At 39.1% G+C, this 14,066-nt stretch carries 12 protein-coding genes; 11 read left to right on the forward strand and 1 reads right to left on the reverse strand.

Translation table 11 applies throughout. From position 1 onward, the window contains the following. The first annotated feature begins 186 nt into the window (after window positions 1–186). From galE to DQM95_RS01775, 11 genes are all read left to right on the forward strand, one after another. Window positions 187–1,182: a UDP-glucose 4-epimerase GalE gene (gene galE / locus DQM95_RS01725; protein WP_037593202.1), complete on the forward strand. Its 996-nt coding sequence runs from the start codon at window positions 187–189 to the stop codon at window positions 1,180–1,182. A 66-nt stretch (window positions 1,183–1,248) separates the two neighbouring features. Further along, the gene (gene traF / locus DQM95_RS01730; RefSeq protein ID WP_111685914.1) at window positions 1,249–1,605 is read left to right on the forward strand and encodes a conjugal transfer protein TraF; all 357 of its coding nucleotides are present in this window, start codon (window positions 1,249–1,251) and stop codon (window positions 1,603–1,605) included. 75 nt (window positions 1,606–1,680) lie between these two features. Beyond that, window positions 1,681–2,064 (forward strand): preprotein translocase subunit YajC, encoded by a 384-nt coding sequence (yajC, locus tag DQM95_RS01735; RefSeq protein WP_037593206.1) that lies wholly within the window; start codon window positions 1,681–1,683, stop codon window positions 2,062–2,064. Window positions 2,065–2,227: 163 nt separating this feature from the next. After that, entirely contained in the window at window positions 2,228–2,977 is a 750-nt protein-coding gene (locus tag DQM95_RS01740; RefSeq protein ID WP_037593209.1) for an isoprenyl transferase, read from the forward strand. A gap of 11 nt (window positions 2,978–2,988) precedes the next feature. Further along, the gene (locus DQM95_RS01745; RefSeq protein ID WP_012657802.1) at window positions 2,989–3,783 is read left to right on the forward strand and encodes a phosphatidate cytidylyltransferase; all 795 of its coding nucleotides are present in this window, start codon (window positions 2,989–2,991) and stop codon (window positions 3,781–3,783) included. Between the two features lie 34 nt (window positions 3,784–3,817). Further along, window positions 3,818–5,077 carry an RIP metalloprotease RseP gene (rseP, locus tag DQM95_RS01750; RefSeq protein ID WP_037593211.1) on the forward strand — a complete coding sequence of 420 codons (1,260 nt, stop codon included), beginning with the start codon at window positions 3,818–3,820 and terminating at the stop codon, window positions 5,075–5,077. A 22-nt stretch (window positions 5,078–5,099) separates the two neighbouring features. Further along, the gene (locus DQM95_RS01755) at window positions 5,100–6,956 is read left to right on the forward strand and encodes a proline--tRNA ligase (protein WP_037593212.1); all 1,857 of its coding nucleotides are present in this window, start codon (window positions 5,100–5,102) and stop codon (window positions 6,954–6,956) included. Window positions 6,957–7,033: 77 nt separating this feature from the next. Then, the gene (locus DQM95_RS01760; protein WP_037593214.1) at window positions 7,034–7,591 is read left to right on the forward strand and encodes a nucleotidyltransferase family protein; all 558 of its coding nucleotides are present in this window, start codon (window positions 7,034–7,036) and stop codon (window positions 7,589–7,591) included. Window positions 7,592–7,718: 127 nt separating this feature from the next. After that, window positions 7,719–12,116 (forward strand): PolC-type DNA polymerase III, encoded by a 4,398-nt coding sequence (locus DQM95_RS01765; protein ID WP_037593217.1) that lies wholly within the window; start codon window positions 7,719–7,721, stop codon window positions 12,114–12,116. A gap of 79 nt (window positions 12,117–12,195) precedes the next feature. Continuing rightward, window positions 12,196–12,621, forward strand: a complete 426-nt coding sequence (locus tag DQM95_RS01770; RefSeq protein ID WP_012657807.1) for a MarR family winged helix-turn-helix transcriptional regulator — start codon at window positions 12,196–12,198, stop codon at window positions 12,619–12,621. A gap of 208 nt (window positions 12,622–12,829) precedes the next feature. Then, window positions 12,830–13,384 carry an NADPH-dependent FMN reductase gene (locus tag DQM95_RS01775; RefSeq protein WP_197710591.1) on the forward strand — a complete coding sequence of 185 codons (555 nt, stop codon included), beginning with the start codon at window positions 12,830–12,832 and terminating at the stop codon, window positions 13,382–13,384. 48 nt (window positions 13,385–13,432) lie between these two features. Here DQM95_RS01775 and def read toward each other — a convergent pair whose 3' ends face one another. Then, window positions 13,433–14,047, reverse strand: a complete 615-nt coding sequence (gene def, locus DQM95_RS01780; RefSeq protein WP_012657809.1) for a peptide deformylase — start codon at window positions 14,045–14,047, stop codon at window positions 13,433–13,435. Window positions 14,048–14,066 lie beyond the last annotated feature (19 nt).

Here is a 14,066-nt window from a genome sequence, read left to right on the forward strand (position 1 = left end):
ACCCTTGTGGTTAGCTTTTAGTAATGAGTCAAAGTTGCTATTTATCTTAAGGATGCGTATAATGACATAAGAGAATAAGGTGTAAAAAAGCTAATGCCTCTTGAATTAGGATGAGTTTTTACACTCAGATTTGGATGCTTTCTTGGTTGGAAAGAATCGGATAATCTTAAACAAAGGAGAAATCTAATGGCGATATTAGTACTTGGTGGAGCGGGTTATATTGGTTCACATATGGTGGACTGGTTAATTGAACAGGACAAGAAAGAAGTTGTGGTGGTGGATAATTTAGTGACTGGTCATCGTCAGTCAGTTCATCCGGCTGCAAGATTTTATCAAGGAGATTTAGCTGATCAACCTTTTATGCGTCGTGTTTTTTCAGAAAATTCCATTGAAGCTGTCATTCATTTTGCTGCCTTTTCTCAGGTTGGCGAATCTATGCAAAATCCCCTTAAATATTTTGATAACAATACTGTAGGTATGGTTAAACTCTTAGAAGTTATGGCAGAAGCTGGTGTTAAACAGATTGTCTTTTCTTCAACGGCTGCGACCTATGGTATACCTGAAGAAATACCAATTAAGGAAGAAACGCCCCAAAACCCTATTAACCCTTATGGGGAAAGTAAGTTAATGATGGAAAAAATCATGTACTGGTGTGATCAAGCTTATGGTATTAAATATGTTGCTTTACGCTACTTTAACGTTGCTGGCGACAAACCTGATGGTAGTATTGGAGAGGATCACAATCCTGAAACGCATCTCATCCCAATCGTCCTCCAAGTAGCACAAGGTGTTCGTGATAAAATCACTATTTTTGGAGACGACTATCAGACAGCAGATGGAACGAATGTACGTGATTATGTTCATCCATTTGATTTAGCACAAGCCCATAGTCTCGCAGTGGATTATTTAGCCAAAGGTAATCCATCGACGGCTTTTAATCTAGGCTCTTCAACAGGATTTTCCAATCTTGAAATTCTTGAAGTGGCTAGAAAAGTCACAGGCAAGGAGATTCCTGCTGAAATTGGACCACGTCGTTTAGGTGACCCGGACAGTTTAATTGCTGACTCAAGCCGCGCCCGAGATATACTAGGCTGGAAACCCCAATTTGATCACATTGAAAAAATCATTGAAACAGCATGGACTTGGCATTCAAGTCATCCAAATGGATATGAGGATAACTAAGTCAATCAAATCATAACTGAGAGCATGAACTATAAAAATTAAAAAACGTAGGAAAGGATTATAAAAATGGATTTTCAAGAGGCTGTTTCTGGTTTTGAAGAAATCAGTATTTCAACGTTAGAGCAAAAGCTAAATTCCGAAGATGCTATTATCGTTTTCTTTGGACGCTCGACCTGTCCTTATTGTAGACGATTTGCCCCAAAGCTTGCTCAAGTAGCACAGGAAAATGCATTACAGGTCTATTTTATAGACACTGATAATCTTGCAGACTTCGAAGATATCCAGGATTTTAGGTACCAATACGGCATTAAAACCGTTCCCGGACTGCTTGTTGGGAATACTGAAAGTGTTGAGGTAGTTTGTGATTCCAGTTTGTCACCAACAGAAATAGCGACTTTTATCCTGGGCGGCGCCGAGAAATAATCAGCCCTTTCTTGCTAAGAAGCCTTAATTTTGATATAGTTAAACATGACTTTTATAAATTATTAAGGAGCAATTATGGGATTATCTACAATTTTAATGTTCGTTGTCATGCTAGGATTAATCTTTTTCATGCAACGTCAACAAAAGAAACAAGCGCAAGAACGTCAAAACCAATTAAATGCCATTCAAAAAGGCGATGAAGTGGTAACCATTGGTGGTATGTATGCCATTGTTGACGAAGTTGATTCAGTGGGCAACAAAATCGTTTTGGATGTCGATGGGGTTTTCTTGCCATTTGAATTATCAGCTATCAAGAGAGTCGTTTCAAAAGGTGATCACTATCCAGAAGCAGCAGTGGTTGCTGAATCAGAAACAGTGGTTGAACCTGAATCAGAAGTTGTTGAAGAATCAGCTATTGACAGTCATGATTCGAATGATTCCGCTATCGAATCACATTAAGTTAATTCAAAAGACCTATTTTTAAAAGGAGTCTTGGGTGGTCAAAACCAGTATTTTTTGACGCCTAAGGCTCTTTTTTTAAGGAAATCAATGTTAAAAGGCAAGTCAAATGGGTCTCTTTATGGTAAAATAGGTAGTAAGTACGCTCATGTAAGGAAAAAATATGTTACGTTTTAAGATGAAATCGAAAGAAGAAACAATCGAAAAAATTCCCAAACATATCGGGATTATTATGGACGGAAATGGTCGATGGGCAAAAAAACGCTTAAAACCACGTGTCTTTGGCCATAAGGCTGGAATGGATGCTTTGCAAGAGGTTACCATTGCCGCATCTCATTATGGGGTAAAGGTCTTGACAGTCTATGCTTTTTCAACAGAAAATTGGTCTCGTCCTCAAGATGAAGTTTCTTTTATTATGAATTTGCCGGTTGAATTTTTCGATAAGTATGTGCCGGAGTTAAACAAAAATAATGTTCGCATTCAAATGATCGGAGAAACACATCGTTTGCCAGAAGCTACCCTAAGTGCACTAAACAGGGCTATCGAGGCTACTCGTAAAAACTCAGGATTAGTCTTGAATTTTGCTTTAAACTATGGCGGACGTGCTGAAATCACCAATGCTGTGAAGTTGATTGCCCAAGATGTCCTTGATGCTAACTTAAATCCTGGAGATATCACTGAGGATTTAATTGCCAATTACTTGCTAACAGATCATTTACCTTACTTGTATCGTGACCCTGATTTCATTATACGAACAAGCGGAGAGCTTCGATTAAGTAATTTTTTACCTTGGCAATCTGCTTATAGTGAATTATACTTTACTCCAATTCTTTGGCCGGATTTCAAGAAAACAGCCTTTGAAGAAGCTTTGAGAGAATACAACCGTCGTCACCGTCGCTTTGGTGGCTTGTAAAAGGAGAAAACATGAAAGAACGTGTTATTTGGGGAGGGATTGCAGCGGCAATCTTTTTACCCTTTTTGCTAATTGGTAATCTACCTTTTCAATTATTTATAGGTATTTTAGCCATGCTTGCCGTCTCTGAATTGATGAAGATGAGACGTTTGGAAATTTTTTCTTTTGAAGGTGTGCTTGCTATGCTTGCTGCTTTTGTCTTAACAGTTCCAATGGATACCTATCTAACCTTTTTACCTATTGATGCTAGCTTTGCTAGTTTCGGCCTTATGGTATTTTTGCTATTAGCAGGAACCGTTTTTAATAGTGAACGCTATTCATTTGACGATGCGGCTTTTCCAATTGCTAGCAGTTTATATGTGGGAATTGGATTTCAAAATCTTGTTCATGCCAGAGTGTCAGGTATTGACAAAGTTTTACTAGCACTCTTTATTGTATGGGCAACTGATATGGGAGCCTACTTTATAGGGCGCCGATTTGGGAAACGCAAATTGTTAGCTAAAGTATCTCCTAATAAAACCATTGAAGGCAGTTTAGGTGGTATAGCTTCAGCAGTAGTTGTGGCTATGGTTTTCATGTTAATTGATAAATCAGTATATGCCCCATTTAACTTCTTTATGATGTTAATATTAGTGGTTTTTTTCTCTATCTTTGCTCAGTTTGGGGACTTAGTGGAAAGCGCCATTAAACGTCATTTTGGTGTTAAGGACTCTGGAAAGTTGATTCCTGGCCATGGTGGTATCTTGGATCGTTTTGATTCACTGATTTTTGTTTTTCCGATTATGCATCTCTTTGGCTTATTTTAAACAGTAAAACCAAGAAATACTTGAAAGGAAATCTATGTTAGGATTAATCACTTTTATCATTGTTTTTGGAATACTAGTCATTGTCCATGAATTTGGACATTTCTATTTTGCCAAAAAATCAGGAATTCTTGTCAGAGAATTCGCCATCGGAATGGGGCCAAAGCTTTATTCTCATGTGGATAAAGAAGGAACTCTTTACACCATCAGAAGTCTTCCTTTAGGAGGCTATGTTCGCATGGCAGGCTGGGGAGACGATAGTACAGAAATTAAGACAGGGACGCCGGCTAGCCTAAGCTTAGATGCCTCAGGTAAGGTAACACGCATTAACCTGTCACAAAATCGACTAGATCCCAATAGTTTACCAATGCATGTGACGGCATATGATTTAGAAGATAAATTGACCATCACAGGACTGGTACTAGAGGAGACAAAAGAGTTTGATGTGGCTCATAATGCTACAATAGTAGAGGAAGATGGCACCGAAGTTCGTATCGCACCACTTGATGTCCAATATCAAAACGCAAGTATTTGGGGAAGATTAATCACCAATTTTGCTGGTCCGATGAACAATTTCATTTTAGGCCTACTCGTCTTTATCTTTTTGGTCTTTTTACAAGGCGGAGCTTTGGATACTAATAGTAACCATATTAAGGTTGTTGACAATGGCGCAGCTGCCAAAGCAGGAATCAAAAGCGATGACCAGATCCTTCAGATAGAAAACATACCTGTCAGCAACTGGCAGGAATTGACAGGAGCCGTAGCTAGCTCCACAAAAGACTTGAAAGAAGGTCAATCACTGACGGTTAAGGTGAAATCTCAAGGAAAAGTCAAAGAACTATTCTTGAAACCACAAAAAGTTGGTGGCAAATTCGCTATCGGTGTTCAATGCCGCTTAAAAACCGGCTTTAAAGATAAACTTTTGGGTGGTTTTGAAATGGCCATTAATGGAGCGCTTTTAATCATAACGGCCTTGAAAAATTTAATGACTGGTTTTAGTCTAGATAAATTAGGCGGCCCTGTTGCCATGTATCAAATGTCATCACAGGCTGCAGCAAGCGGCATTGAGACAGTCTTGTCCATGATGGCCATGCTATCTATCAATCTAGGGATTTTCAACTTAATTCCTATCCCTGCTTTAGATGGTGGAAAAATACTAATGAATCTGATTGAAGCCATCCGCAGAAAACCTTTAAAAAGGGAAACCGAAACCTATATCACCTTTGTAGGTGTTGTCATTATGTTAGTCTTAATGGTCGCAGTTACTTGGAATGATATCATGCGCGCTTTTTTCTAAAATAGAGGAGAAATACAGATAAATGAAACAATCAAAAATGCTTATCCCAACCTTGCGTGAAATGCCAAGCGATGCGCAAGTTATTAGTCACGCTTTAATGATGAGAGCAGGTTATGTCCGACAAGTTTCTGCCGGAATTTATGCATACTTACCATTAGCTAATCGTACCATTGAAAAATTAAAAACCATCATGCGTCAAGAATTTGATAAAATTGGTGCTGTTGAAATGTTGGCGCCAGCCTTATTGACGGCTGATTTATGGCGTGAATCAGGTCGTTACGAAACCTATGGTGATGACCTCTATAAATTAAAAAACAGAGAGAGCTCTGATTTTATCTTGGGACCAACCCACGAAGAAACCTTTACCACATTGGTTCGTGATGCTGTCAAATCATACAAGCAATTACCTTTGAACTTATATCAAATTCAAGCCAAATACCGCGATGAAAAACGTCCTAGAAATGGTTTGTTAAGAACTCGTGAGTTCATCATGAAAGATGGTTATAGCTTCCATCAAAATTATGAAGATCTGGATGTGACTTATGAGGATTATCGCAAAGCTTATGAGGCTATTTTTACACGTTCGGGATTAGAATTCAAAGGCATTATTGGTGATGGCGGAGCTATGGGAGGAAAAGATTCTCAAGAGTTTATGGCTATCACACCTGAAAGAACCGATTTAAGCCGCTGGCTTGTCTTAGATAAGTCAATCCCATCATTAAGTGATATTCCTGAAGACGTTTTAGAAGAAATCAAAAAAGAACTAGCATCATGGCTCATCTCTGGGGAAGACACTATTGCCTATTCTAGTGAATCCAGTTACGCTGCTAACTTAGAAATGGCAAGCAATGCCTTTAGCCCAACAACGAAAGTTGCTGTAGCAGAAGACTTAAAAGAAGTTGCCACTCCAGATTGCAAAACGATTGATCAAGTTGCTGATTTCTTAAACATTTCAGCTGAGACAACCATCAAAACCTTATTGTTTATTGCCGATGAAAAACCTGTAGTGGCATTATTGGTTGGTAATGATCAGGTGAATGACGTCAAGTTGAAGAACTACTTGGGGGCAGACTTCCTTGATCCAGCCACTGAAGAAGAAGCCTTCCAAGTGTTTGGTGCACATTTTGGGTCACTAGGACCAGTTAACTTGCCAGACTCTGTTCGCATTATTGCTGACCGTAATGTTCAAAACCTTGCCAATGCTGTTTCCGGTGCAAACAAAGATGGCTTCCATTTGACTGGTGTTAACCCAGAGCGTGATTTTAAAGCAGAATTTGTTGATATCCGTGAAGTGAAAGAAGGCGAAGCTTCACCAGATGGTCATGGACATCTTCAATTTGCGCGTGGAATCGAAGTTGGACATATTTTCAAATTAGGTACCCGTTATTCTGATAGTTTAGGCGCAAACATTTTGGATGAAAACGGCAAATCTATTCCGATTGTTATGGGATGTTATGGTATTGGGGTTAGCCGTATTCTTTCAGCCGTTATTGAACAGCATGCACGCTTATTTGTTTCAAAAACTCCAAAAGGGGAATACCGTTATTCATGGGGCATTAATTTCCCTAAAGAATTAGCACCATTTGATATTCATTTAATCACTGTAAATACCAAAGATGAAGAGGCACAAACCTTAACAGATAAACTTGAGAAAGAATTGATGGCAAAAGGTTATGAAGTCTTGACAGATGATCGTAATGAGCGTGTTGGTTCTAAATTCTCAGATAGTGATTTGATCGGCTTACCAATTCGAATCACAGTCGGGAAAAAAGCCTCAGAAGGAATCGTTGAAATTAAGATAAAAGCAAGTGGTGATAGCATCGAAGTAAATGCCGAAAATGTTATCGAAACCCTTGAGATTTTAACCAAAGACCACTAATCCCAAAAATCAAGTAAAAACCTGTGAAAGTCCAACTTTCCAGGTTTTTTTGTTATACTAAGGTCATGAAAAAGCAAATGACCAAAAATGACCTCAAGTTACTTCTTAGGGAAAATAAAGAGCTAATGGAAATACTCAGTATTGTGCAAGAGCTTTCTTTAAAGGATAGTTGGGTGGCTGCGGGTGCTGTTAGAAATGTCATCTGGAATGCATTATCAGGCAAAGCAGGATTTGATTGGAATTCAGATGTGGATCTTGTCTTTTTTGATCCCAATATGACCTATGAGGACAGCCTTAAGATAGAAGAAGAGCTTAATAAACGCTATCCTATTTATCAGTGGCAAGTCAGAAATCAAGTCCATATGCATAGACATAACCCCAAGACGGCTCCCTATCTATCTGCCTGTGATGCCATATCTAAGTATCCTGAAACCTTTACAAGCATAGCCCTTCGCTTGCAAGGGGATGAACTAGACCTTTTTGCTCCCTATGGCATTGAGGCTAACCTAACGTTTGAATGTCATCCAACTCCATATTTTCTAGAAAATCCAGAAAGAATGGCAATCTACCGAAAACGGTTTTCACAAAAAAATTGGAGACAGAAATGGCCACGTTTAACCTTTTTTGAAGATTAGCCTAACCAATTGAAAGCACCATTGAGACATTTTCATAGGCTTAGATGACTGTCTTACCTAAATGGAAATGGTCGAAAATTTAAGAGGATTATGGTAAAATAAAGGTTAAGAAAATCAGGAGAAAACTATGTCAGACTTATTCGTTAAACTAATGGAACAAATAGAAATGCCACTTGAAATGCGAACTTCAAGTGTTTTTTCGACTGCTGACATTATTGAAGTAAAGGTTCATTCCGTCTCTCGACTTTGGGAATTTCATTTCCAAATGGCAGAAATCTTACCAATTGCTATTTATAAAGAGTTAGACTATCGTCTCAAAACGACCTTTGAACAGGCCGACATTAAAGCCGTTTTTGATATAAAGGCAGAAAGCATTGATTATTCAGATGATTTCTTGCAAGCCTACTATCAGGAGGCTTTTGAACACGCTCCCTGTAACGGTGCCTCCTTTAAATCGACTTTTTCGAAACTCAAGGTGCATTATGAGGACGGAAAATTACAGATTGCCACACCTCAATTTGTTAACAACGATCATTTTCGCAAAAACCACATTCCCAATTTAGCCAAACAAATGGAAGCCTTTGGCTTTGGCCCCATAGAAATTGAAATGGTTCCTGATGAAGAGATGACTCAGGTTTTAAAAGAGAACTTTACCTCTAGCCGTAAGGCCCTTTTGGAAAAAGCGGTGCAGGAAACCTTGGAAGCACAGAAATCCTTGGAAGCTATGCAACCTCCTGCTGAAGAGGTGACAAGTAAGCCGGTCTTCGACTATAAAGAAAGAGTGGCACAAAGACAAGCAGGTTTCGAAAAGGCAGAAATTACGCCGATGATTGAAATCGAAACAGAAGAAAATCGCATTGTTTTTGAGGGCTTGGTTTTTGATGTTGAACGCAAAACCACTCGTACGGGTCGTCATATCATCAATTTTAAAATGACGGACTATACCTCTAGTTTTGCAATGCAAAAATGGGCAAAAGACGATGATGAACTTCGTAAATATGATTTGGTTGCTAAAGGCGCCTGGTTACGGGTTCAGGGGAATATTGAAAATAATCCCTTTACCAAGAGCCTAACCATGAATGTGCAACAAATCAAAGAAATTGTGCATCATGAGCGTAAAGATTTAATGCCTGAAGGGCAAAAACGTGTGGAATTACACGCCCATACCAATATGTCAACCATGGATGCTTTACCAACAGTTGAAACCTTAATTGATACAGCAGCCAAATGGGGACATCCAGCCATAGCAATCACTGACCACGCTAATGTGCAATCTTTTCCTCATGGCTACCATAGAGCTCGAAAAGCTGGCATTAAAGCTATTTTTGGACTAGAGGCCAACATTGTTGAAGATAAGGTTCCTATTTCTTACCAACCGGTTTCAATGGATTTACATGAAGCCACTTATGTTGTCTTTGACGTGGAGACCACAGGTCTGTCAGCAATGAATAACGATTTGATTCAGATTGCTGCTTCAAAAATGTATAAGGGCAATATTATTGAACAATTCGATGAATTTATTGATCCGGGGCATCCATTGTCTGCTTTTACAACGGAATTAACGGGGATTACAGACAATCATCTAATTGGTGCTAAACCCTTGTTACAGGTTCTGGAAGAATTCCAAGCTTTCTGTCACGACACTGTCTTAGTGGCCCATAACGCAAGCTTTGATATTGGCTTTATGAATGCCAATTATGAGCGTAATGGTTTGCCACAAATTACCCAACCGGTCATTGATACTTTGGAGTTTGCGAGAAACCTATATCCAGAATACAAACGTCATGGTTTAGGTCCATTAACCAAACGTTTCCAAGTTTCATTGGAACATCACCACATGGCTAACTATGATGCGGAAGCCACGGGACGTTTGCTCTTTATCTTCTTGAAAGAAGCTAGAGAAAAACATGGTGTCACCGATCTTTTGGATTTAAACATCAAGCTTGTGGCAGAAGATTCTTATAAAAAAGCCAGAATTAAGCATGCAACGATCTATGTCCAAAACCAAACGGGTTTAAAAAACATCTTTAAACTGGTTAGTTTATCAAATGTTAAGTATTTTGAAGGTGTTCCAAGGATTCCTCGGACGGTTTTAGACCAATACCGAGATGGGTTATTACTGGGTTCAGCTTGTTCTGAGGGGGAAGTATTTGACGCCGTGCTAACCAAGGGGGTTGATGCTGCGACGGAAGTTGCTAAGTACTATGACTTCATTGAAATCATGCCTCCGGCAATTTACCACCCCCTTATTGCTAAAGAATTAATCAAAGACCAAGAAGGTGTTCAACAAACTATCTTGGATTTGATTGAGGTTGGTCGTCGCTTGAACAAGCCCGTTATTGCGACTGGGAATGTCCATTATATCGAACCTGAGGATGAGATTTACCGCGAAATTATTGTTCGTTCACTGGGTCAAGGTGCTATGATTAATAGGCCGATTGGTCGAGGGGAAGCGGCACAACCAGCTCCTTTACCAAAAGCTCATTTTAGGACCACAAATGAAATGTTGGACGAGTTTGCCTTTTTAGGAAAAGATTTGGCTTATCAAGTGGTGGTTCAAAATTCGCAAGAATTTGCTGATCTCATTGAAGAAGTGGAAGTGGTTAAAGGTGATCTTTATACGCCATTTATTGAGAAAGCTGAAGAAACCGTTGCGGAGTTGACTTATCAGAAAGCCTTTGAAATTTATGGGAATCCTCTTCCTGATATTATTGACCTTCGTATTGAAAAAGAATTAACCTCAATCTTGGGAAATGGCTTCGCGGTGATTTACTTGGCTTCTCAAATGTTGGTTAATCGTTCCAATGAAAGAGGTTATTTGGTTGGTTCTAGGGGGTCTGTCGGGTCAAGTTTTGTTGCGACCATGATTGGAATAACAGAAGTCAATCCAATGCCTCCTCATTATGTCTGTCCAAATTGCCAGCATTCAGAATTCATTACGGATGGTTCTGTCGGGTCAGGTTATGATTTACCCAATAAAAATTGCCCACAATGTGGTAGTCCTTATCAGAAAGATGGTCAAGATATCCCATTTGAAACCTTCCTAGGATTTGACGGGGATAAGGTACCTGATATTGATTTGAACTTTTCTGGTGATGACCAACCCAATGCCCACTTAGATGTTCGTGATATTTTTGGCGAAGAGTATGCTTTCCGTGCCGGAACTGTTGGTACGGTTGCCGAGAAAACCGCTTACGGCTTCGTAAAAGGTTTTGAACGTGACTATGGAAAATACTACCGTGATGCAGAAGTCGATCGTCTAGCTGCCGGTGCGGCTGGTGTCAAACGAACAACAGGTCAGCACCCGGGTGGAATCGTTGTAATCCCTAACTATATGGATGTTTATGACTTTACACCAGTACAATACCCCGCCGAAGACGTCACAGCTTCTTGGCAGACAACCCACTTTAACTTCCATGATATTGATGAAAACGTCTTAAAACTCGATATTCTGGGTCATGATGATCCTACCATGATACGGAAATTACAAGATTTGTCTGGTATTGATCCCAAGTCTATTCCGGCAGATGATCCTGGTGTCATGGCTTTGTTTTCGGGTACTGACATTTTAGGCGTTACCCCAGAACAAATCGGAACACCAACTGGAATGCTTGGTATTCCCGAATTTGGAACCAACTTCGTCCGTGGAATGGTTAATGAAACGCATCCAACCACTTTTGCCGAATTGCTGCAATTGTCAGGTTTGTCACACGGAACGGATGTTTGGTTAGGAAATGCTCAAGATTTGATCAAAGAGGGGATTGCTACCCTAAAAACAGTTATCGGTTGTCGGGATGACATCATGGTTTATTTGATGCACGCGGGCTTAGAACCGAAAATGGCCTTCACCATCATGGAACGGGTGCGTAAGGGCATGTGGTTGAAAATTTCTGAAGATGAACGCAATTCCTATATTCAAGCCATGCGGGAAAACAATGTCCCCGATTGGTATATTGAATCCTGTGGAAAAATCAAATACATGTTCCCTAAAGCCCATGCAGCTGCTTATGTCTTGATGGCTTTGCGCGTGGCTTACTTTAAAGTACACCACCCGATCATGTACTACTGTGCTTATTTCTCTATTAGGGCAAAAGCTTTTGAATTAAAAACCATGAGTGGAAGCTTAGATGCCGTCAAAGCACGCATGGAAGAGATTGCACTGAAAAAGAAAAATAATGAAGCGTCTAACGTTGAAAATGACCTCTATACCACCTTGGAAATTGTCAATGAAATGTTGGAAAGAGGCTTCAAATTTGGCAAATTAGATCTTTATAAGAGTGATGCCATTGAATTTCAAATTGAAGGGGATACCTTAATCCCACCATTTGTTGCTTTAGAGGGTCTTGGGGAAAATGTGGCCAAACAGATTGTTAAGGCTCGTCAAGATGGTGAATTTCTCTCCAAAATGGAATTACGCAAACGTGGCGGTGCCTCTCAAACCTTGGTTGAAAAAATGGATGACATGGGTATATTAGGTAACCTTCCTGAAGATAACCAATTGAGTTTGTTTGATGATTTCTTTTAAAAAGCCCTTAGCATAAAACAAGATAATTGATTTTATCACTAACTAGTTATAAAATAAGACAAAAAGAAAAGGAGGAAGTATGGGAGAATTTAAAAATGCTGCTGTTAAATCAATGGTCGTTATGCGTAAAGCTTTTCGAACCATTGATGCAAAAGTATCTGAAAGCTACAAAGAATTTGAACTTACCCCCACTCAATTTGCTGTTTTAGATGTCTTATATGCAAAAGGTACTTTGAAAATTGGTGAGTTAATCAATAGTATGCTAGCGACGTCTGGTAATATGACTGTTGTTATCAAAAATATGGAAAAAAAGGGTTGGGTTGAACGCATTATGTGCCCAAATGACAAACGCTCCTTTTTAGTCAGTTTAACGGAAGAAGGAGAAAGGGTCATTAAAGAAGCACTCCCTAAACATATCGAGCGGGTAGAAGAAACCTTTTCCGTTTTAACAGAAACTGAACAAGAAGAATTGATTCGCTTGCTGAAAAAATTTAAACAGAGTTAATCAACCATGATGACTAACTCATGCTATGATAGTAAAAAACTTGTAGGTCATTCTACAAGTTTTTTATTTCAAGTTAAAATTCTTGACATTACTAATTAGTAATAATATAATAACTACATAGTATTAATAAATCACTATATAGTGACTTAAAGGAGACAAGATGTCTATTATTGCTAAACTTAAAGGTATGTTTAAAGGAGAAAAAGAAATGAAAAACATTTTATTCATCGACGGATCATTACGTGAAGGATCATTCAACCATCAATTAGCTGAAGAAGCTGAAAAAGCATTTGCGGGTAAAGCAACAGTTTCTTACCTTGATTGGGCACAAGTTCCTGTATTTAGCCAAGATTTAGAAGCTAATGCTCCTGAATCAGTTGTTAAAGTTCGTGAAGCTATCCAAGCAGCAGATGCTATCTGGATTTTCTCACCAGTTTACAACTTCTCAATTCCAGGTTCAGTGAAAAACCTTCTTGACTGGGTATCACGTGCTCTTGACTTATCTGATCCAACTGGTCCATCAGCAATCAATGGTAAAGTTGTTACGGTATCTTCAGTAGCAAACGGTGGACATGAGCAAATGTTTGCTATTTACAACGATTTAATTCCATTTATCCGTACAACTTCTGCTGGTGAGTTTACAAAAGCTACTGTAAACCCTGAAGCTTGGGGAACTGGAGTTCTTGAAATTTCTGACGAAACAAAAGCAAGTTTAGCTGCACAAGCAGAAGCACTTTTAGCTGCTGTTTCAACTGAAGCTTAATCTGAAGCATAGTAAAAAAATCACAGAGCAATCTGTGATTTCTTTTTTTTATTCAATGATCAACATGCCTTCTTTGATGGCAAATGGGTTTTGACTATTAATGCGATCATAGAACATAATGCCATTAATATGATCAATTTCATGTTGGACAACAATGGCGTTATAACCTTTGAGTTTTATACGGTGTTTATCACCCTTTTTATCATAGTAATCAACAGTTACGCGTGAGTGGCGAACCACATAGCCTTCGACCAAACGATCAACAGACAAGCAACCTTCACCGTCAGCTAAAGCGGCTTCCTGTACAGAATGAGCAACAATTTTTGGGTTGTACATGATTTCTTGTAAGCTATAGGCTTCTTTTGGTGGATTACCCTCACTATCTTCCATATTGGGTACTAGAACTGCGATAATGCGTTTAGAAATATCCAATTGCGGAGCAGCTAATCCAACACCACCCCTTAAGCCTAGTTTTTCAGCCATAACGGGATCTTGGGAATGTTTTAAAAATTGCATCATTTTCTCACCGAGAATGATATCTTCATCACTAAGAGGAAGGCTAACTTCACTTGCTTCTTTTCGGAGAGTCGGATTTCCCTCGCGGATAATATCATCCATAGTGATCAAATGGCTTGCTTTAATGATTTTATCTTGTGCAGACATTATAACTCCTTTAGTATTC

The organism is Streptococcus uberis, assembly GCF_900475595.1.
Taxonomy (GTDB): Bacteria; Bacillota; Bacilli; order Lactobacillales; family Streptococcaceae; genus Streptococcus; species Streptococcus uberis.

Excerpts from the sequence above, each read along its gene's own strand:
- galE (WP_037593202.1), top strand. The coding sequence starts at position 187 with ATGGCGATATTAGTACTTGGTGGAGCGGGTTATATTGGTTCACATATG.
- traF (WP_111685914.1), top strand. The coding sequence starts at position 1,249 with ATGGATTTTCAAGAGGCTGTTTCTGGTTTTGAAGAAATCAGTATTTCA.
- yajC (WP_037593206.1), top strand. The coding sequence starts at position 1,681 with ATGGGATTATCTACAATTTTAATGTTCGTTGTCATGCTAGGATTAATC.
- DQM95_RS01740 (WP_037593209.1), top strand. The coding sequence starts at position 2,228 with ATGTTACGTTTTAAGATGAAATCGAAAGAAGAAACAATCGAAAAAATT.
- DQM95_RS01745 (WP_012657802.1), top strand. The coding sequence starts at position 2,989 with ATGAAAGAACGTGTTATTTGGGGAGGGATTGCAGCGGCAATCTTTTTA.
- rseP (WP_037593211.1), top strand. The coding sequence starts at position 3,818 with ATGTTAGGATTAATCACTTTTATCATTGTTTTTGGAATACTAGTCATT.
- DQM95_RS01755 (WP_037593212.1), top strand. The coding sequence starts at position 5,100 with ATGAAACAATCAAAAATGCTTATCCCAACCTTGCGTGAAATGCCAAGC.
- DQM95_RS01760 (WP_037593214.1), top strand. The coding sequence starts at position 7,034 with ATGACCAAAAATGACCTCAAGTTACTTCTTAGGGAAAATAAAGAGCTA.
- DQM95_RS01765 (WP_037593217.1), top strand. The coding sequence starts at position 7,719 with ATGTCAGACTTATTCGTTAAACTAATGGAACAAATAGAAATGCCACTT.
- DQM95_RS01770 (WP_012657807.1), top strand. The coding sequence starts at position 12,196 with ATGGGAGAATTTAAAAATGCTGCTGTTAAATCAATGGTCGTTATGCGT.
- DQM95_RS01775 (WP_197710591.1), top strand. The coding sequence starts at position 12,830 with ATGAAAAACATTTTATTCATCGACGGATCATTACGTGAAGGATCATTC.
- def (WP_012657809.1), bottom strand. The coding sequence starts at position 14,047 with ATGTCTGCACAAGATAAAATCATTAAAGCAAGCCATTTGATCACTATG.